The organism is Burkholderia orbicola (assembly GCF_900100915.1).
Lineage (GTDB): Bacteria > Pseudomonadota > Gammaproteobacteria > Burkholderiales > Burkholderiaceae > Burkholderia > Burkholderia orbicola.
The window spans coordinates 1,587,373-1,606,602 of record NZ_FNKW01000001.1; the positions used below are offsets into that span (position 1 = coordinate 1,587,373).

General features: G+C 66.5%; 17 protein-coding genes. 9 read left to right on the forward strand and 8 right to left on the reverse strand.

The window, feature by feature from the left end:
• Positions 1-58 precede the first annotated feature (58 nt).
• The gene (flhC, locus tag BLS50_RS07585) at positions 59-613 is read right to left on the reverse strand and encodes a flagellar transcriptional regulator FlhC (protein ID WP_006493184.1); all 555 of its coding nucleotides are present in this window, start codon (positions 611-613) and stop codon (positions 59-61) included.
• Positions 614-705: 92 nt separating this feature from the next.
• Positions 706-1,026 (reverse strand): flagellar transcriptional regulator FlhD, encoded by a 321-nt coding sequence (flhD, locus tag BLS50_RS07590; RefSeq protein WP_011350590.1) that lies wholly within the window; start codon positions 1,024-1,026, stop codon positions 706-708.
• A gap of 662 nt (positions 1,027-1,688) precedes the next feature.
• On the opposite strand from flhD, the gene BLS50_RS07600 reads away from it, so the two are divergent.
• A complete protein-coding gene (locus BLS50_RS07600) occupies positions 1,689-2,753 on the forward strand; it encodes a glycosyltransferase family 4 protein (RefSeq protein ID WP_074801659.1) in 1,065 nt (354 codons plus the stop codon).
• Between the two features lie 111 nt (positions 2,754-2,864).
• On the opposite strand, the gene BLS50_RS07605 is transcribed toward BLS50_RS07600, so the two are convergent.
• A complete protein-coding gene (locus tag BLS50_RS07605; protein ID WP_006489320.1) occupies positions 2,865-3,161 on the reverse strand; it encodes an H-NS histone family protein in 297 nt (98 codons plus the stop codon).
• A gap of 299 nt (positions 3,162-3,460) precedes the next feature.
• Between BLS50_RS07605 and aqpZ the strand changes: the two genes are divergently transcribed.
• Complete coding sequence (aqpZ, locus tag BLS50_RS07610; protein WP_006489324.1) at positions 3,461-4,204, forward strand: aquaporin Z; 744 nt, start codon at positions 3,461-3,463, stop codon at positions 4,202-4,204.
• 131 nt (positions 4,205-4,335) lie between these two features.
• On the opposite strand, the gene BLS50_RS07615 is transcribed toward aqpZ, so the two are convergent.
• Both BLS50_RS07615 and BLS50_RS07620 read right to left on the reverse strand, forming a co-directional pair.
• Positions 4,336-5,160 (reverse strand): Cof-type HAD-IIB family hydrolase, encoded by an 825-nt coding sequence (locus tag BLS50_RS07615; protein ID WP_074801662.1) that lies wholly within the window; start codon positions 5,158-5,160, stop codon positions 4,336-4,338.
• Positions 5,161-5,326: 166 nt separating this feature from the next.
• Positions 5,327-6,208: a glucosamine kinase nucleotide-binding domain-containing protein gene (locus BLS50_RS07620; protein ID WP_074801664.1), complete on the reverse strand. Its 882-nt coding sequence runs from the start codon at positions 6,206-6,208 to the stop codon at positions 5,327-5,329.
• 142 nt (positions 6,209-6,350) lie between these two features.
• On the opposite strand from BLS50_RS07620, the gene BLS50_RS07625 reads away from it, so the two are divergent.
• Complete coding sequence (locus BLS50_RS07625; protein ID WP_006477342.1) at positions 6,351-6,953, forward strand: DNA-3-methyladenine glycosylase I; 603 nt, start codon at positions 6,351-6,353, stop codon at positions 6,951-6,953.
• A gap of 126 nt (positions 6,954-7,079) precedes the next feature.
• Here BLS50_RS07625 and BLS50_RS07630 read toward each other — a convergent pair whose 3' ends face one another.
• Positions 7,080-8,318, reverse strand: coding sequence for a PepSY-associated TM helix domain-containing protein (locus BLS50_RS07630; RefSeq protein ID WP_074801667.1), 1,239 nt, complete (start codon positions 8,316-8,318; stop codon positions 7,080-7,082).
• Between the two features lie 229 nt (positions 8,319-8,547).
• Between BLS50_RS07630 and BLS50_RS07640 the strand changes: the two genes are divergently transcribed.
• Entirely contained in the window at positions 8,548-10,671 is a 2,124-nt protein-coding gene (locus tag BLS50_RS07640; RefSeq protein ID WP_074801673.1) for a TonB-dependent siderophore receptor, read from the forward strand.
• Between the two features lie 163 nt (positions 10,672-10,834).
• Here the strand turns inward: BLS50_RS07640 and rpsU are convergent, their stop codons facing one another.
• On the reverse strand, positions 10,835-11,047 hold the full coding sequence (rpsU, locus tag BLS50_RS07645; RefSeq protein ID WP_006401410.1) for a 30S ribosomal protein S21: 213 nt from the start codon (positions 11,045-11,047) through the stop codon (positions 10,835-10,837).
• Between the two features lie 530 nt (positions 11,048-11,577).
• On the opposite strand from rpsU, the gene BLS50_RS07650 reads away from it, so the two are divergent.
• The 5 genes from BLS50_RS07650 (at position 11,578) to BLS50_RS07670 (ending at position 18,471) form a co-directional block, all read left to right on the forward strand.
• Positions 11,578-12,732, forward strand: coding sequence for a flagellin (locus tag BLS50_RS07650; RefSeq protein WP_027808104.1), 1,155 nt, complete (start codon positions 11,578-11,580; stop codon positions 12,730-12,732).
• A 132-nt stretch (positions 12,733-12,864) separates the two neighbouring features.
• Complete coding sequence (gene fliD, locus BLS50_RS07655) at positions 12,865-14,373, forward strand: flagellar filament capping protein FliD (RefSeq protein ID WP_011546722.1); 1,509 nt, start codon at positions 12,865-12,867, stop codon at positions 14,371-14,373.
• A 25-nt stretch (positions 14,374-14,398) separates the two neighbouring features.
• On the forward strand, positions 14,399-14,698 hold the full coding sequence (locus BLS50_RS07660; protein WP_074801676.1) for a flagellar protein FliT: 300 nt from the start codon (positions 14,399-14,401) through the stop codon (positions 14,696-14,698).
• A 259-nt stretch (positions 14,699-14,957) separates the two neighbouring features.
• Positions 14,958-17,300, forward strand: coding sequence for a tetratricopeptide repeat protein (locus tag BLS50_RS07665; protein WP_074801679.1), 2,343 nt, complete (start codon positions 14,958-14,960; stop codon positions 17,298-17,300).
• A 28-nt stretch (positions 17,301-17,328) separates the two neighbouring features.
• Positions 17,329-18,471: a DegT/DnrJ/EryC1/StrS family aminotransferase gene (locus BLS50_RS07670; protein ID WP_074801683.1), complete on the forward strand. Its 1,143-nt coding sequence runs from the start codon at positions 17,329-17,331 to the stop codon at positions 18,469-18,471.
• Between the two features lie 10 nt (positions 18,472-18,481).
• Here BLS50_RS07670 and BLS50_RS07675 read toward each other — a convergent pair whose 3' ends face one another.
• On the reverse strand, positions 18,482-19,180 hold the full coding sequence (locus tag BLS50_RS07675; RefSeq protein ID WP_256333974.1) for an acetyltransferase: 699 nt from the start codon (positions 19,178-19,180) through the stop codon (positions 18,482-18,484).
• Positions 19,181-19,230: the final 50 nt, after the last annotated feature.

A 19,230-nucleotide genomic window follows, 5' to 3' on the forward strand; every position in this document is an offset into this window, starting at 1 on the left:
CCGCGGGGCGCCACTCGGGCCCCGCTTGCGCCCCGTCCGGCCTTGCCCGGCCCGGCGCTCAGGCCACGGCGGCGGCCAGTTCGGCGCGCGCGGCGGCGGCCTTGCGGGTCTTGCCGGCGCGCGACGGCGGCTGGCAGAGGCCACACACGAAACCTTGATGCGGATCATGAGCATGCGCGACGAAGTGGCCGCCGCAGCGCGTGCACGGGGTCATCTGCAGCATCCCCGAATCGAAGAAGCGCACCAGCGTCCACGCCCGCGTGAGGCTCAGCGCGGCCTCGTCGCCGGACAGGTTCACGTGCTCCAGATAGAGCCGGTACGCCTTCACGATCGACTGGATCGGCTCGCAGCGGCCGTGGTCCTGCATGAACCGGTAGATGTTGTAGAACAGCGACGAGTGGATGTTCGGCTGCCACGTCATGAACCAGTCGGTCGAGAACGGCAGCATCCCCTTCGGCGGCGACACGCCCTTCAGTTCCTTGTACAGCTTGATCAGACGGTCCCGCGACAGGCTCGTCTCCGCCTCCAGCAGTTGCAGCCGGGCGCCCAGTTCGATCAGTTCGATGGCGAGGGTGATTTCCTTCACCTCGATCACGACGCTTTTGCTTGCCATGGTGATAACCGTCCGCTTGACGTTATTCGAATGAATGGCCAACACGCTGCCGGCCGGCGCGGCGCGCCGGGACAAACGCAAGGCGGGATGGATCAGCGGACGCCTTCGACCTGCTGCCCGGCCATCAGGATGGCCGAGTGGGCGTGCGCGACGACATCGCTGCGGCCCTTGTCGGCGAGCGACGACAGCAGCGCGTGATCATCGAAGCGGAAGCGGCACAGCATCTGGTTCGACGCGGCCAGCTTCACGGTCTGCGCGAGCGTGAGGTTGGCGAGCACGTCGGCGAGTTCCTGGGAAATGCCCATGCGGAACATGCCCATCGCCTTGTCTTCCCGCAGCAGTCGCTGCGCGAGGAGGAGGTACGACAGGTTGACCTCTTTGATCTCACTGAGCATTTCGCTGGTAGCGCTCATGATTCCCCCGTTAAAAAGCTTTGCTTTGGCCATTCATGTTATGAAAACGTTTGCTCGATCAGCGCGCACCGGGCGCTCAGTCGGCTCGTTTATAGTCTTACAGGGCGAATTTTGGCCAAACGGGATTTATGTCGGTATCAGCGAAGTGGCGTATGCCGTGCAGGATTTGTCTGTAAACCGTGTAGGAATTTTTCCGACAAGGCGAATTGAAAGGAATCGGAAAAACGGGTTGCAACGCGAATTCGGTTGCGAAGGGCCCCGATGGCCGCCACGCCAGAGGTGGAAGGCTTGCCGGCAAGGCTGCCGACAATCGGATCGGTAAAAATTATAGTGCTTTTTCACGATAGCGCAACAATAGTTATGGCTGTCGCGATTCATGATTCCGCGCCCTTTTTCTCGGGGTTTTCGCGTATTTCATCGTGTAACAAGCCTTAAGTGTTTGAAAAAACACTCGAACCCCTCAGGGCGATATCGATAATGGACTCCAATGGGCGGCGGCGCGAGCCGTGCCGGCCCGCCCCGCAGCTTGCCGTCCGGCGCTCCGCGCACCCCGCCCAGGGCCCGGCCACGTACCGCCAACCGCGTGCGTCGGCAAGTTCCGCAACCTTGTACGGGATCCGTCTCGGCGCCATCGCGCCCCGGATCGACACAGGAGAACATCCATGCGAATTGCCCAGATCGCGCCGCTGTACGAAGCCGTCCCGCCGAAACTCTACGGCGGCACCGAGCGTGTCGTGTCCTACCTCACCGAGGCGCTCGTCGAACTCGGCCATGACGTGACGCTGTTCGCCAGCGGCGACTCCGTCACGTCGGCCCGTCTCGAGGCGGCGTGGCCGCGCGCGCTGCGGCTCGACCCGTCGGTCCGCGATTCGATGGCGCCCCATATGCGGCTCCTCGAGCAGGTCGCCCGGGTCGCGCACGAATTCGACGTGCTGCACTTCCACCTCGACTACCTGCCGTTCCCGCTGATGTCGCGCCTCGACACGCCGTACGTGACGACGCTGCACGGCCGCCTCGACCTGCCGGAGCTGCAGCCGGTATTCGACGCGTTCCCGGATTCGCCGGTCGTGTCGATCTCGAACAACCAGCGCAAGCCGCTGCCGCAGGCCGCGTGGGCCGGCACCGTGTACCACGGGCTGCCCGACACGCTGCTCACGCCGCGGCCGGACGTGAAGCCCGAATACCTCGCGTTCCTCGGCCGGATCTGTCCCGAAAAGCGTGTCGACACCGCGATCCGCATCGCCGCGCAAAGCGGGCTGCCGCTGAAGATCGCCGCGAAGGTCGACAAGGCCGACGCCGACTACTTCAAGGAAGTGATCGAGCCGCTGCTCGGCCAGGCGCACGTCGAATTCATCGGGGAGATCAACGAAGCGCAAAAGCCGGCGTTCCTGTCCGGCGCGAAGGCGCTACTGTTCCCGATCGACTGGCCGGAGCCGTTCGGCCTGGTGATGATCGAGGCGATGGCCTGCGGCACGCCGGTCGTCGCGTTCAACCGCGGCTCCGTGCCTGAAGTGATCGAGGACGGCGTGACCGGCTTCATCGTCGAGGACGTGCAGGGCGCGGTCGGCGCGCTGCACCGGATCGACAGCCTGTCGCGCACCGCGATCCGCGAGCGTTTCGACACGCGTTTCAGCGCGAAGGCAATGGCGCAGCGTTACGTCGAGACTTACGAAACGCTGTGCGCGGCAACCAAGCAACCGGCATTGCGCCGGGTCGCGGGCGCCTGACGCGGAAATCCGCGCCGAAATAGGCCGTAAATCCGCGCCGAAATCGGCGCGCAAAACCCGCAAAACAAAAGAGCCGCATCGTCGATGCGGCTCTTTCCATTTGGCCTTCGGTCACTCGATCAGGAAACGATCGCGGTTTTTGCCGACGATCCAATTCGGCGGCTTGCCGCGCCCACTCCAGGTGGCACCCGACTTCGGATCGCGGTATTTCGGCGGCAACGGCGCCTTCTTCGGCGGACGCCCGCGCCGCGCCCGTTCCGCGAAGCCCAGGTCCTGGGCCGTCAGGCCATATTCGGCAATCATTCGCTGGACATCGGCGATCACCGCTGCCACTTCCTGGCGGCGCACGTCGTCCGCCTGGGCCTGCAGATCGGCGATCTGCGCCTTGAGTTTCGCGTATTGAGACATTTTTCGACTCCCCTTTTCGATGATGCGGCCCCGGCGAATCCGGCCGGGACGCCAACGTCCGTTACGTCATCCGCACTGCCGCCCTGCCCTTCGAAATTAATGCTGCCATCTTTAACCGAATCGTCTATATCGAGAATGCGGACTTATTCTAATAAAAGGCATTCGTCAGCCATTCAAATTTAACAATCGTTTACCCTCCCGAACCCGATTCATTTCCTATAATCCAGACCAATTCCGGACGACGAAATAAATCCGTTGCGTCGGCCGGGGTCTTCAACCCACTTGGACGAGGTCCTTACATGAATCTTTCTCAGCGTCTCGCTGCAGAGGTATTCGGCACGTTCTGGCTGGTGCTCGGCGGGTGCGGAAGCGCCGTGCTGGCCGCCGCCTTTCCGGGCCTCGGCATCGGCTTTGCCGGCGTCGCACTCGCCTTCGGCCTGACCGTGCTGACGATGGCATTCGCAATCGGCCACATCTCGGGTTGCCACCTGAATCCGGCGGTGAGCGTCGGCCTGACGGTCGCCGGCCGCTTCCCGGCACGCGATCTCGCGCCGTACATCGTCGCGCAGGTCGTCGGCGCCACGCTCGGCGCCTTCGTGCTGTACCTGATCGCAACCGGCAAGCCGGGTTTCGACGTCGTCGGCAGCGGCTTTGCGACGAACGGCTTCGGCGATCGCTCGCCCGGCCACTACTCGCTCGCCGCGTCGTTCATCTGCGAAGTCGTGATGACGGGCTTCTTCCTGTTCGTGATCCTCGGCGCGACCGACAAGCGCGGGGTGCCGGCCGGCTTCGCGCCGATCGCGATCGGGCTGTGCCTGACGCTGATTCACCTGATCTCGATTCCGGTCACCAACACGTCGGTGAACCCGGCGCGCTCGACCGGCCCGGCGCTGTTCGTGGGCGGTGACGCGATCGGCCAGCTGTGGCTGTTCTGGGTCGCGCCGCTGATCGGCGCGGTACTCGCGGGGATCATCTACCCGCTGGTCGCCGGGCGTGACGACGCCGTCGACCTGCTGCCGGCATCCGCTCGCACAAGCGAATAAAACACTACGGGGTCAAGCGAGCAGAGCAGCGAGCCTCACGCTGTCGAAGAACATCGAGGCAGGTAATTTCGACGGGCGCCCCTGGCGCCCGTTTTTCATTTCCGCGCGGGACACGCGCCCGGGGCGGACGCTCAGGACGCGACGACGTCGTCTTCCAGCGAGAACAGCGTGCGCAGATGGCGGGCGACGCCCGCGTCGAAGTTGTTGCCGATCCGCGGGACGTGCGGCAGCCGCGCGATCAGGTCGGGGTTCGCGTTGTTCATCATGAACGCATGACCGGCGGTTTCGAGCAGATCGATGTCGTTCATGTTGTCGCCGAATGCGATGCAGTGGCCGACATCGACGCCGAGCCGCGCGAGCACCGCGCGCAGCGCGCGCCCCTTCGACACGTTCGCGGTCATCACTTCGAGGCAGTCGGGCAGCGAGTATGTGACGTACAGCGCGTCGCCGAACTGCACGCGCATCTGCTCCGCGACGACCGCCAGGTCGGCTGGTTCGCCGATATACAGCACCTTCGCGATATCCGCGCCGTCGTGCGCGGCCATGTCGATCACGTCGTACCGGAAGCCCGAATCCTGATGGAATTCGAGCAGGTGCGGCGCGTCGCGGTCGATCAGCCAGCCGTCGTTGGTGAACAGGTTGACGATCACGCGGCCGTGCGCGCCGACGACTGCCGGCTGCACGAGGCTGCGCACGATCGCTGCGTCGATGTCCTGCGCGTGAATCTTCGTGTCGTCCGGCGCATGCACGCGCGCACCGTTCGACGTGATCAGGTACGGCCGGATGCCGAGCACGTCGCGAATGCCGGCGACGTCCGCATAGTGGCGCCCCGTGGCGATCACGAACTGCACGCCGTCGCGGTCGAGCCGGCGAACGGTGTCGATCGTGTACGGGTCGAGCTGGTGGTCGCTGTTCAGCAGCGTACCGTCGAGATCGGTGGCGATGACTTTGTACATGGGGCGGGAGAGTGGCGCTCGGGGCACGGAGGAAGCGTCATTTTAACGTCGTGCCCGGTAGCGCGCCGGGCGGTTGCCGCGCGGTTACCGGGCGGTTGCCGGCCAGGCGCCGCGCGCGATGCTGCTGCGACGCGGCATTCACCGTACGCACCCCGCTCGGCTTGGCTTAGCCCGCCTCCGCCGCCCGCAACGCCTCGAGCGCGAGCCGCAGCGCACCATGCGCCGAATCGTCGAGCGGCGCGCGCAACCGCGCGGCGTGCCGTGCCGGCACGGCCGGCGCGAGCGCGTCCGCCAGCCCGCCGCACAGCGCGACCGGCAACGCGTGCTGCGGATCGAGCGCGTCGATCATCTTGCCGATCTCGTCGCCGGCCTGCGCGATCAGCCCGCGCGCGACCGGATGCGTGCGGTGCGCGAACACGATCGGTGCGAGACGTGCATAGATCGTCTGGTTCGCGTCGCACGACCACTGGACGAGCGCATCGCGATCCCGCGTGCCCGTTTCCGCGAGCAGGGCCGTGGCGAACGCATCGCGCGGCACGCGGCCGTCGAGCGCCTGTTGCGCGTAGGCGAGCGCGCGCACGCCGAGCCACGCGCCGCTCGCCTCGTCGCCGGACGGAAAGCCGAAGCCGCCCGCGATTCGGCACGCGCCGGCCGCGTCGAGCGCCGCCGCGATGCTGCCGGTGCCGAGCGCGACGATGAGCCCCGGCGCGCCGCCATGCGCGCCGACGACGGTGGTATACGCGTCGCTCTCGATCGCGAGCGCGCCGAGCGGCGCCTGCGCGCGGAATGCAGCGAGCCACGCCGCGTTGTTGACGCCGGCCAGCCCGCAGCCGAGCGCGCACTGCGACCAGTCGAATGCGAGACCGGCCTGCGTGAATGCGTCCGCGCACGCCGCGCCGATCGATGCCCATGCCCGCTCGATGCCGAGACCGAGCCCCGACGGGCCGCCGCGCCCCTGCGCCAGCTCGCGCCCATGCCGGTCGGCCAGAACCGCGCGCGTGCCCGTGCCGCCGCCGTCGATGCCGATCGCAAAAAGTAATGCCGCCATGCCTTCATCCCGCTGATTCGAACAGGCGCCAAGCTTAACCGGATCGGCGCCGCGCGCCCATCTGCCGTTCGGCCGGCTATCCCGCCAAAAGGGCTTCCGCTATGCTGGCGCGATCGAATCGACACTGAAAACGAGGCAGACGATGTCGCAGCGGTGCAACTGGGTGAAGACGGAAGCGGACGCTCACTATCACGATACCGAGTGGGGCGTGCCGTCGCACGACGATCGCCACCTGTTCGAAATGCTGATCCTGGAAGGCGCGCAGGCCGGGCTGTCGTGGTCGACGATCCTGAACAAACGCGCGGGCTATCGCGAAGCGTTCGCCGATTTCGACGTCGATGCCGTCGCGCGCTTCACGCCCAAGCGCATCGAGAAATTGCTGGAGAACCCGGGCATCGTGCGCAACCGCGCGAAGGTCGAATCGGCGGTGACCAACGCGCGCGCCGTGCAGCGCATCCGGGAGGAGCATGGGTCGCTCGCCGCGTTCCTGTGGTCGTTCGTCGGCGACACACCGGTCCAGAATGCGTGGCAGTCGTACCGCGACGCGCCCGCGTCGACCGAGCAGTCCGACGCGCTCAGCAAGGCGCTGAAGGCATACGGCTGCAAGTTCGTCGGCTCGACGATCTGCTATGCGCTGATGCAGGCGACCGGCATGGTCAACGATCACGAAGCCGGCTGCCCGTGCCACGCGCAATGCGCGGCGCTCGGCGGCAAGCAGCCGGCCCGCCGGCGCAAGGCGGGCTGACGGCGCGGAGGCAAGTTCGGCGCCGGTGCCGCGCCGCAGACCTGCGGCGATAGCACCGTCCGCTTGGTGCTTGGTGCTTGGTGCTTGGTGCTTGGTGCTCGGTGCTCGGTGCTTGCCGCCCGGCCCTTACCGCGCGGCGCGCGACGACGACGCCGGCACGACCGGCCGCGCGCTCCGCGCGGCCCGCCCGCGAGCGCTGCGCTTCTTCACCCAGATGCAGACGCCCGTTACGCTCAGCATCGCGATCACGATGCCGAGCACGCTCACGGCGACACGTCCCGCGACACCGGCGATCCGCCCCGAGTGCAGTGGAAACTGCGCCTGCATGAACAGGTCGCCAGCCGAACCGCGGCCCGGCACCTGCGCCGCGACGGGTTTGCCGGTCACCGCATTCCAGTACAGCCACGCATTGCCGAGCCCGACGTCGCCATGGTCGTTGCCCGGCGTGAAGAACCCGACCGCATAGGCGTTCATCGCCGGAGCGAACAGCAGCGCACCCGGCGGCGCGGTGATCCCCGCGTCGCGGCCGGCCGAGCGGGCGATCTCGATGATCCGCTCGCGCGGGAGCACCTGGCTGCCCGCCGGGGCCGGCGGGAAATGCTCGGGATTGGTGTACGGCGTCTCCGCGAGCGGCGACACCAGCGAGACCAACGGGCGCACGACCGGAACGGCAAGGTTCATCGAGATCGACGTGACCGCGACGACGAGCAGCAGCCCCCACACCCACACGCCCCCCGAGCGGTGCAGGTCGAACACGAGCGGATAGCCGCCGCGCCGCACACGGAACGCGAACGACTTGCGCCAGCTTTTCAGGTTCGGAAACGCGAGCACCAGCGCAATCAGGCTGTCGATCGCCCACACGATGCCGACGACGCCCATCACCCAGAACCCGAAGTTGATCCCGCCGTACACGGGCAGGAACAGCGAATAGTGCAGCCGGTAGATGAACGGCATCAGGTCGAGCCGCGCGAGCGACAGCGCGCCCCATTCGCGGCGGCCCTGCACCGCACCGGTGGCGGGATCGACGGCGATCTGGCTGAAACCGAGTGCATACGGCTGGCCGGTCGCCGGATCGGTACGCGGCATCACGCCCGCCTGCAGCGTGCGCCCCGGTTCGACCGCGAGCGGCAGATAGGTCACCTGCACGCGCGGATCGGCCGTCTCGATGCGCGCCGCGAGTTCGAGCGGCGCCAGCGGCGCCGCGCCGCTGCGCGCGATATAGAAATCCGGGTTCAGCGCCGCGTCGAGCTCATGGTCCCACGCAATCAATGCGCCGGTGAGCCCCGCGACGAACAGGAACAGCGCGATGGCGAGTCCGAACCAACGGTGCAGGCGGACGAGAAACGGTCGCAGAAACGCATTCATCGCGTGCGCAGCGAAAGGAAGGCGGGCCGGCACGAGCGGCGGCCCCGATTCGACGGGAGGCAGTTCATTCGATGTCGGGCGCCGCGCAACGGTCATCCGGCCGGGTCAGGCAAGGCCGGATGCCCTTGTACGCGGCATGGAATTGTTGCGCCGTGGGCGGGTTTTGATACGATGCGCGACATTTTAACGCAATGCGAATGATTCTTACTCGCATTTTTGCTCGCTCGCCATGACCGTCAGCCTTGCCCGCCCTCCTGTCCGTCCACGCCGCGTGGCCGCCGCCCTCGCCTGCCTTGCCGCCTCGCTCGCGCATGCGGACGATTCATCCGGCGACGCCGCGGTCCTGCCTGCCCTGAACATCACGGCCGCGCACGATTCACCCCAACACTTGACCGACACGATCTCGACCGGTGCACTCGGCACCCGCCGCCAGCTGGACACGCCGTTCTCGACGACGATCGTCACGTCGGAAGAACTGGAGGCACGCCAGCCGTACAAGCTCGGCGACGTGTTCGCGAACGACGCGTCGGTGTCCGACAACAGCGGCGCGTACAGCGCGTGGGCCAGCTACATGACCGTGCGCGGCATGCAGCTCGACTGGCAGAACGGCTACAAGATCGACGGGCTGCCGTTCGTCACGTACGGCATCACGATGCCGTACGAGCAGCTCGAGCGCGTCGAACTGCTGAAGGGGCTCGGCGGCTTCCTGTATGGCTTCGTGACGCCGGGCGGCGTCGTCAACTACGTGACGAAGCAGCCGGGCGCCGAGCCGGTGCGCAGCGTCGATGTCAGCTACCGCAGCACCAACGTGTGGACGGAGCATGTCGATCTTGGCCAGCGCTTCGGGCCGAACGACATGTTCGGCGCGCGGCTGAATGCGACGCACGAGGAAGGCAAGACGTACAACGACGGCAACATCCGCCGGGACAGCGTGTCGCTCGCACTGCAGGCGAACCTGACGCGCGACCTCTCCGTGTCGTTCGGTGCGCTGTACCAGGATCGCCGCACGACCGGCCAGACGCCGTCGATCTTCACCGGCAGCTATCCGGGCGGCGCACTGCCCGCCACGATCAGCGGCGGGTCGACGAACCTGGGCGGCAAGGACCAGTACCTGAACACGAACCTGCAGCTCTATACGGCCGGGCTTCAATACCAGCTCGCGCCGGACTGGCAGCTCGACGTCGCGTACAGCTACAGCAAGGCGACACGCCGACGCAACGAAAGCACCCTGTACCTGCAGGACGCCGCAGGCAACTACACCGACAGCCGCTACGTCGGCATGGAGGATCACCGCTTCAGCCAATGGCGCGCGATGGTCGAGGGCAAGGTGCGCACGGGCCCGTTCAGCCACCAGATCGTGCTCGGCGCGTCGTGGCAGAAGCAGGCGAACGACTATTCGGCGAACAGCGTGTTCGTGCCGCTGGGCGCCGGCAACCTCTATGCGCCGAATCCGTACCGCTACGAGAGTCCGCACGGCTTCATCCAGTACCGCACGAGCGAGATCGTGCAGAAATCGCTGTTCGCGAGCGACACCGTGCAGTTGACCGAGCGCTGGTCGGTGCTGGCCGGCGTGCGCTACATGAACTACGAGCAGCGCGCATTCCAGGCAAGCGGCGCCGAGGACCCCGGTTACCACCAGAACGGCGTGGTGACGCCGACTTTCGCGGTGATGTTCAAGCTCGCGCCGACGACCACCGCGTACGCGAGCTACGCCGAGTCGCTCGAGCCCGGCAGCCGCGTGAACGACGTCTACGCGAACGCGGGCCAGGTGCTCAAGCCGCTGCGCAGCAAGCAGTACGAGCTGGGGATCAAGAGCGAGCACGCGCGCTGGAGCGCGACGGCCGCGCTGTTCCGCATCGAGCGCAGCGCCGAATACGCGAACGCCGCGAACGTCTACGTGCAGGATGGCGAATCGATCATTCAGGGGATCGAGGTCGGCGCGCGCGCGAAATTCGGCGCGCACTGGAACGCGGGCGTCGATGCGATGCTGCTCGACGCGTGGTACGCGAACGGGATCGGCAACAACGGCAACCGTGTCGCCGGCGCGCCGCGCTTCGTACTCGCGGGCGACCTCGGCTATGCGGTGCCGGGCGTGCCGGGGCTGACGCTCGGCGTCGACGCGAAATTCACCGGCGCGACGCCGTTGCGCGCGGCCGGCGGCCTCGACGCGCCGGGCTTTCTCGTCGTCAACGCCGGCGCGCGCTACCTGACGCGGGTCGGCCGCCACGACGTGACGCTGCGCGCATCGATCGACAACGTGCTGAACCGCCGTTACTGGGAATACCAGTACGCGGACTACGTGAAGCCGGGCGATCCGCGCACGGTGAGCCTGAGCGCGAAGATCGACTTCTGAACGCGGCGGCCGGCGGCTGCATACCGCAGGCCTCCGGCCGGCGCCGCCGCGCGACCCGTCGGCCGCCGCAGCCTCGGGATTTTCCCGGCCTGCAAAAGCAAAACGGCGGAGCGGCCTCTTTCGAGGCACACTCCGCCGTTTCGCGGCGAACCGTCAGACGCTCTTAGTGGAGCTTCTTCGGCAGCATCTGGCTGCGCAGGCGCTTGTGCAGGCGCTTGACGGCTGCTGCCTTCTTGCGCTTGCGGACTGCGGTCGGCTTTTCGTAAGACTGGCGCTCACGCAGTTCAGCGATCAGGCCATTTTTTTCGATAGCGCGACGAAAGCGGCGAATCGCCACTTCGAACGGCTCGTTTTCTTTCAGAAGAATCGTCGTCATGTCGTTCCTAAATTGCTTAAACGGTCAAAAACGTAGCGGCCAAGCGCCACGCACCGGCCATCCGAGCGTCCCCACAACAGGCGAAACGAGCGGAAATACGGCCTCGGAGGCCGGAAAAGAGAGGCGGAAAGCACCGCGAGTACGCTTCACAACCGCGTGCAGCGCCGCGTTTGACTGCCAGCAGACATGCCGAAACCGGCAAAGGCGTGACAGAAAATCTCAATTCAGCCCGCCATCATAGCAGGGAATCACAGACAAAACCACCCTTTTGTCGGTCGTGTGTGCACAGCGTCACGACTGAGTGCCGGAGCCGCATCGGGCCCGTTTCTGCCCCCGTTTAATCCGGCGCGGTGCCGGGGCGGTCCGAAATGACAAAGAAGGATAAAAAATCGGGCCGAATCTCCAAGTGCCCCTCAAGTTTTGTTTTGGTGCGCCGAAATCCTGCTCTGAGGCGGCCAGCAATGAACGAGTGCTTCCGCCGACGCCAAAACGGCTTTCCAGGGCTTTCGGCTTACACAGGAGATTTTTCCATGCTCGGAATTAACAGCAACATCAACTCGCTGGTTGCACAGCAGAACCTCAACGGCTCGCAAAACGCCCTGTCCCAGGCCATCACGCGCCTGTCGTCGGGCAAGCGCATCAACAGCGCAGCGGACGACGCAGCAGGCCTCGCGATCTCGACCCGGATGCAGACCCAGATCAACGGTCTGAACCAGGGCGTGTCGAACGCCAACGACGGCGTGTCGATGATTCAAACGGCATCGAGCGCACTGTCGTCGCTGACGAACAGCCTGCAGCGTATCCGCCAGCTGGCCGTCCAGGCGTCGACGGGCACGATGTCCACGACCGACCAGGCAGCACTGCAACAGGAAGTTTCGCAGCAGATCCAGGAAGTGAACCGTATCGCGTCGCAAACGACGTACAACGGCACGAACATTCTCGACGGCTCGGCAGGCATCGTGTCGTTCCAGGTCGGCGCGAACGTCGGTCAGACGATTTCGCTGGACCTGAGCCAAAGCATGTCGGCTGCGAAGATCGGCGGCGGCCTGGTGCAGAAGGGCCAGACGGTGGGTACGGTGACGGGTCTGTCGCTCGACAACAACGGCGCGTACACCGGTTCGGGTGCAACGATCACCGCGATCAACGTGCTGTCCGACGGTAAGGGTGGCTACACGTTCACCGACCAGAACGGCGGCACCATCTCGCAATCCGTTGCCCAGTCCGTGTTCGGCGCAAACGCAACCAGCGGCACCGGTACGGCAGTCGGCAATCTGACGCTGCAGACTGGCGCAACCGGCGCAGGCACCTCCGCCGCGCAGCAGACGGCAATCACCAACGCAATCGCTCAGATCAACGCCGTCAACAAGCCGGCTACCGTGTCGAACCTCGACATCAGCACGGTCAGCGGCGCGAACGTCGCGATGGTGTCGATCGACAACGCGCTGCAAACGGTGAACAACGTGCAGGCGGCACTCGGCGCGGCACAAAACCGCTTCACGGCAATCGCCACGTCGCAGCAGGCAGAATCGACCGACCTGTCGTCGGCACAGTCGCAGATCACCGACGCGAACTTCGCGCAGGAAACCGCGAACATGTCGAAGAACCAGGTGCTGCAGCAAGCAGGCATCTCGGTGCTCGCACAGGCGAACTCGCTGCCGCAGCAGGTCCTGAAGCTCCTGCAGTAATCGCGTAGCAACCCACGGCCGGGCCCCGCGTAATGCGTGGCCCGGCCGCAGGCACTTGACGCGCGGGGCATTGCCCCGCCGCCAGGTCTTCACCCAGAATTCCACGGATCATCCGCCGCACGGAGCACTACGATGTCGACGATCAATTCCGCCGTCACAGCCGCCAACAATTCGGCCAACAGCCAGCTGCAGCAGGCTGCCCAATCGATCATCAGCGGTTCGACCGGCAACTCGTCGATGGACGTCAACTCGCTCGTGACGGCACTCGTCAATGCGAAAACCGCCGGCCAGGCCGCCGCGCTCAATGCGCAGCAAAGCAGCGACAACACCCAGATTTCCGCGTACGGCGCGCTGTCGGCCGCGCTGAGCGCACTGCAGGCGAGCCTCACGACGCTGTCGAACGGCTCGCTGCAGAACACCTTCACCGCGACCGCGAGCGGCACCGGCCTGACCGCGACCGCGGGTGCCGGCGCGGTGGCCGGCAGCTATTCGGTCGGCGTCACGCAGATCGCGACGTCGCAGTCGCTGTCGTCGGCCGCGTTCGGTGCGTCGACCGCGCTCGGCACCGGCACGATGACGCTGTCGCTCGGCAGCCAGTCGTTCTCGGTCGATGTGAACGGCACCAACAACACGCTGTCCGGCATCGCCGCCGCGATCAACACCGCGACCGGGAACCCGGGCATCGTCGCGTCGGTCGTCAACGGCAGCGACGGCGCGCACCTCGTGCTCAGCTCGACGCCGACCGGCGCGGCGAGCACGATCGGCGTCGCGCTCAGCAACGTCGCCGGCGACAACGGCCTGTCCAGCCTCGGCGTCACGTCGACAGCCAGCACGACGGGCGGCCAGTCGACGATCACGTCCGCGAATAGCGGCGCAGCATGGAAACAAAGCACCGCCGCGCAGGACGCCGCGTTCACGATCAACGGGATCGCCGGCACCAGCGCGAGCAACACCGTGACGAGCGCGATCACCGGCGTTACGCTGAACCTGACCAGCGCCGCCGTCAGCGCCACGCAGCCGCAAACGTTGACGGTCGCGACCGACACGAAATCCCAGGCCGCCGCGATCAACAACTTCGCGACGCTCTACAACACGCTCGTCACGACGATGGGCTCGCTGTCGAGCTTCACGTCCGGCGCGTCGTCGCAAGGCCCGCTGCTCGGCGACTCGACGCTGAACACGATCAAGAACGCACTCGCGTCGATCGTCGCGAGCGGCGTGACCAGCAACGGCTCGACGGTCAACCTCGCGTCGATCGGCGTCACGCTGCAGGCCGACGGCACGCTGAAGGTCGACAGCACGGCGCTCAACGGGGCGCTGCAGAACAATCCGACGGGTGTCGCGTCGCTGTTCAACTCGACCAACGGGATCGGCGAGCAGTTGACGACGAACATCACGAACTACACGAAGACGAACGGACTGATCGCCGCGCGTACTACCGCGCTCAGCAACGATCTGAAAAACGTCGCCCAGCAGCAGACGACGCTGTCGAACTACGCAGCCCAGCTCACAAGCCAGTACCAGGCGCAGTTCACCGCGCTCAACACGCTGATGGCGACGATGAACAGCAACTCGCAATACTTGACCCAGCTGTTCGGCGGCGCGAACAGCGGCGGCGCGCTGGCGAACAACAAGAGCTGACCGCTAGCCGGACAGGAGAGCCCAGATGGAACAGACCGAACTGATTGCGCAGATCGACGCGTTCACCGATGCGATCGAACACGCGGCCGCGATGGCCGACTGGATCGAGGCCGTGCGCCTCGTCGATGCGCGCGGGTCGCTCATCGCGCTGCTCTCCACCGACCAGCCGCCCGTCGGCATCGCCGCGATCCGCCGCATGCAGGCCAGCAACGACCGGATCTTCGCCGGCGCGCAACGCGCGCAGCAGGAGCTGACCGACGAATACCAGACGGCAATGAGCCGCGTGCAGGCCGTCGGCCAGTACCAGAGCATCGCGAACCGTTAAGACCCGCCGCGCGGCGTGCTCGACACGCATGCGCCGCCAATCCGACAACAAGAACTACACGCTGATGTGAGGGCGTGCTCGTTCGCCTCCCCGCCCGCCTCGTGCGGGCGTTTTTTTGGGGCGCCGCCAGCCGCACCGTCCCGGCGTCGGCCGACCGCTCAATCGACCAAACTGACCGGGCTTTTCCCGTCACCTCGCGGCATCGGCGCGACGGCACGCTACCCATAATGGTATCGACCGACTTTCCGCAGATTTCATCATGTTCTCGACCGAACTGCCCGCCTCCGCCGCGCTCACGCCTGAACAGCAGCTTGCGCAGGACATTGCGCTCGTCATGGAGAACGCGCTCGAGCGCCAGCGCAGCGGCGCGTTCGACGACGCCCGGGCGCTGTACGAGGCCATCCTCGACGCGGTGCCCGCGCATGGCGATGCGCATTACAACCTCGCGGTGCTGATGGTCGATACGGGCCAGGCGGCCGACGCGGTGCCGCATTTCGAAGCCGCCATCGGCGCGAGCCCGGACAACGGTTACTACTGGGTCAGCTATATTCATGCGCTGCATCGCAGCGGGCAAACGGCCGCCGCGTGGATCGCGGTCGAAATCGCGCAACAGCGCGGCGTGCACGGCCCGGCGCTCGACGGGCTGATCGCGCAACTGGCGTCGCCCGACGTCGTGCTCGCGACGGCCGCGGTTGCGCCGAGCGGCATCGACACGGCGATCGTCCTGGAAACCGCGGCCGGCCACGCAGGGAAGAGCAACGCCGGCAAGCCGGTCCGGCGCCCCAATCAGACGCTGCTGCAAAAGCACGCGGCGCTGTTCGACAAGAACAAGCACGCGGAAGCCACCGCGCTTGCGCGGCAGCTGGTCGCCGACTACCCGGAAGACGGTGCATGCTGGCGCGCGCTGTCCGCATCGCTTCACCGGGAAGGCCGCTTCGCGGAGATGATCGAGGCCGGATTTCGTACGATCGAATTGCTGCCGGATGAATTGCTCGTGCGCATGCTGCTCGCCGACACGCTGCGGATGGTGAACCGTCTCGCGGAGGCCGACGAGCAGTGCACGCGCCTGCTCCAGCTTCAGCCCGATCACCCGGAGGCCTTCCGGATTCGCGGTCTGGTGCTGTTCGCGCTGCGCCGCACGGATGAAGCGATCGCGGCCTGCCGACGTGCGGTCGAGCTTGCGCCCAACGCCGCTGCGCCGTGCGGCACGCTCGGCTTCGTGCTGCTCGAACTGGGCGCCACGCAGGAAGCGATCGGCTGGCTGAAACGCTCGATCGAAATCAATCCGACCGACAGCATCACCCACAGCAGCATGCTGTTCTGTATCGCGCACAGCAGCGACTTCGATCCGCAGGCGCTCGTTGCGGCACACCGCAAGTTCGGCGAGCGCTACGGCAATCACAAGCGCAAGCGCGCGGCCGTGTTCTCGAACCCGCGCGACCCGGCGCGCAAGCTACAGGTCGGCTTCGTGTCGGGCGACCTGTTCAGCCACGCGGTCGCCTCCTACGCGGTGCCGGTGATCGAGCATCTCGCGGCCGATCCCGGCATTGCGATGCACTTCTATCACAATCACTTCGAGGAAGATCACACGACCGAGCGCTTCAAGGCCCACGCCACGACTTGGCGCAACGTCGCCGGCATGAGCGACACGGCCTTCCTCGAGCGTGTCCGGAACGACCACATCGACATCGTGATCGACCTGTCTGGGCACACCGGTCGTAACCGGCTAGTCGCGCTGGCGCAGCGCGCGGCGCCGGTGCAGGCGTCATGGATCGGCTATCCGGCCACGACCGGCCTCGCCGCGATGGACTACTACCTGACGGACCGCTTCGTCGCGCCGCACGGCGCATTCGACGACCAGTTCGTCGAACAGATCGTGCGGCTGCCCGCGATCGCGCCGTTCATGCCGCCGCCGAACTGCCCGCCCGTCAACGTGCTGCCCGCACTGCACAACGGCTATACGACGTACGCGAGCTTCAACCGCCTGAACAAGCTGAGCCCGCACGTGATCGAGGTCTGGTCGCGCGTGCTGCACGCGGACCCGACCGCACGCATGGCGCTCGGCGCGATCGGCAGCGAAGGCGACAAGCAGACGCTGACCGAATGGTTCGCCGCCTGCGGTATCGACGCCAGCCGTCTGACGTTCCACCGGCGCTCGAACATCCCCGTTTACATGCAGCAGCATCACGGCGTCGACCTCTGTCTCGACGCATTCCCGTACACCGGTTCGACGACCACGCTGAATGCGCTGTGGATGGGCGTGCCGACCGTGACGATCCCCGGCGCGACGATGGCCGGGCGCGGTAGCGCGGGCTGGCTGCAGCACGTCGGGCTCGATGCGTACATCGCGACGGACGAGGACGACTTCGTCGCGCGGGCGCTGACGCTCGGCCGCGACACCGCCGCGCTGCAGGCGCTTCGCGCCGGCCTGCGCGCGCGCTGCGGGGAGTCCGCCGCGTTCCGGCCGGCCGTCGTCGCGGCCGGGCTGTCGTCCGCGCTGCGCACGATGTGGACCCGCTGGTGCGCGGGAGAGCCCGCCACCGCATTCGACACGCCGCTGTTCGACGACGTGGCGACCGCACCGGCCGCTGCCGAGGCCTGAACGCCGCGCGTTATCGAGAGAGACCATCATGACCGCCAGCCTGCCCGCATCGTCCGTCGCGCAACTGCCGCACGAACGCATCTACGTCACGCAACCTCACCTGCCGCCGCTCGCGGAATTCCTCCCGTATCTCGAGAAGATCTGGGAGAGCCGCACGCTGACGAACGGCGGCCCGTTTCACCAGCAGTTCGAGCGCGCGCTGTGCGACTATCTCGGCGTGCCGTACCTGTCGCTGTTCGCGAACGGCACCCTTGCGCTCGTCACCGCGCTGCAGGCGCTGCGCATTACCGGCGAGGTGATCACCACACCGTACTCGTTCGTCGCGACCGCACACTCCCTGCTGTGGAACGGCATCAAGCCGGTATTCGTCGACGTCGCGCCCGGCACGCTCAATCTCGACCCCGCACGCATCGAAGCGGCGATCACGCCTCAGACCACCGCGATCATGCCCGTGCATTGCTACGGCAATCCGTGCGACGTCGACGCGATCCAGAAGATCGCCGACAACTACAACCTGCGCGTGATCTACGATGCGGCGCACGCGTTCGGTGTGCAGAACGCCGACGGCAGCGTGCTCGCGCACGGCGACCTGTCGGTGCTGAGCTTTCACGCGACGAAGGTGTTCAACACGTTCGAGGGCGGCGCGATCATCTGCCCCGACGCGAAGACCAAGCAGCGGATCGATCACCTGAAGAACTTCGGTTTCGTCGATGAAGTCACGGTCGTCGCGCCCGGCATCAACGGCAAGATGAGCGAGATCAACGCCGCGTTCGGGATGCTGCAGTTGCAGCATATCGACGGCGCACTCGCGCGCCGCCGCGAGATCGACGCGCTGTACCGCACACTGCTGGCCGACGTGCGCGGCATCCGCTGTGTGCCGCTCGGCGGCCAGACTGTCGCGAACCACGCGTATTTCGCGATCCTCGTCGACGAAGACTATCCGCTCGACCGCGATGCGCTGTACCAGAAGCTGCGCGACTACGATGTGTATGCGCGCCGCTACTTCCATCCGCTGATTTCGGAATTTCCGATGTACCGCGGGCTGCCGTCCGCCAGCCGCGACAACCTGCCGGTCGCAAGCGAGGCCGCGCGCAAGGTGCTGTGCCTGCCGATCTATCCGGCGCTCAGCGACGACATGGTCCGCCGCATCGTCGAGCTGATCGCCTTCTGACTCGCCGCGCCTACAGGTAACGCTCGTCGGCCGCGCGCGTGCGGATCCGGCGCGCCGGGTTGCCGTATGCAACCGTGTACGGCTCGACGTCGTGCAATACGACCGCACCCGCGCCGACGACGCTGTGCTCGCCGACCGCAATCCGGTGCCGCAGCATCGCGCCGAGGCCGATCGCGGCGCCGCGGCCGATCCGGCAGTTGCCGCCCGTGACGACGCCGGGGGCGAGGCTCGAGAAATCGTCCATCACACCGTCGTGGTCGAGCGACGCATTCGTGTTGACGATGCACCCTTCTCCGATCGAGCAGCACGGGTTAATCACCGCGCCGGCCATCACGACCGTGCCCGCGCCGATCGTCGACGCCTTGCCGACACGCGCGGCAGGATGCACCGCCGAAACGTGCGGCAGGCCGGGCACGAGCGACGCAAGACTCGCCGTGACGCTCTCGCGTGCGTGATTGTCACCAATGGCCACCAGCGCCCCGCCGATCCCGTGCTTGTCGACCAGCTGCGGCAAATCGCGCTCTGCACCCAGCACCGCGTAGCCTAGCGTTTGCTCGCCGGCGGTGCGGAACGAATCGATCAGCCCGGCGATCCGGTACCGGCCTGCCTGTTCGACGATGTCGATCACGACCTTGGCGTGACCGGACGAGCCGACGATGACGATGTTTTCCACGAGGGCCTCGATTGATCTGAAAAGCGGGGACAGCATGGCCGCGTTCCCGGCAGTATGCCGTGTCGCTACGACCGCGCGTCGCGCGC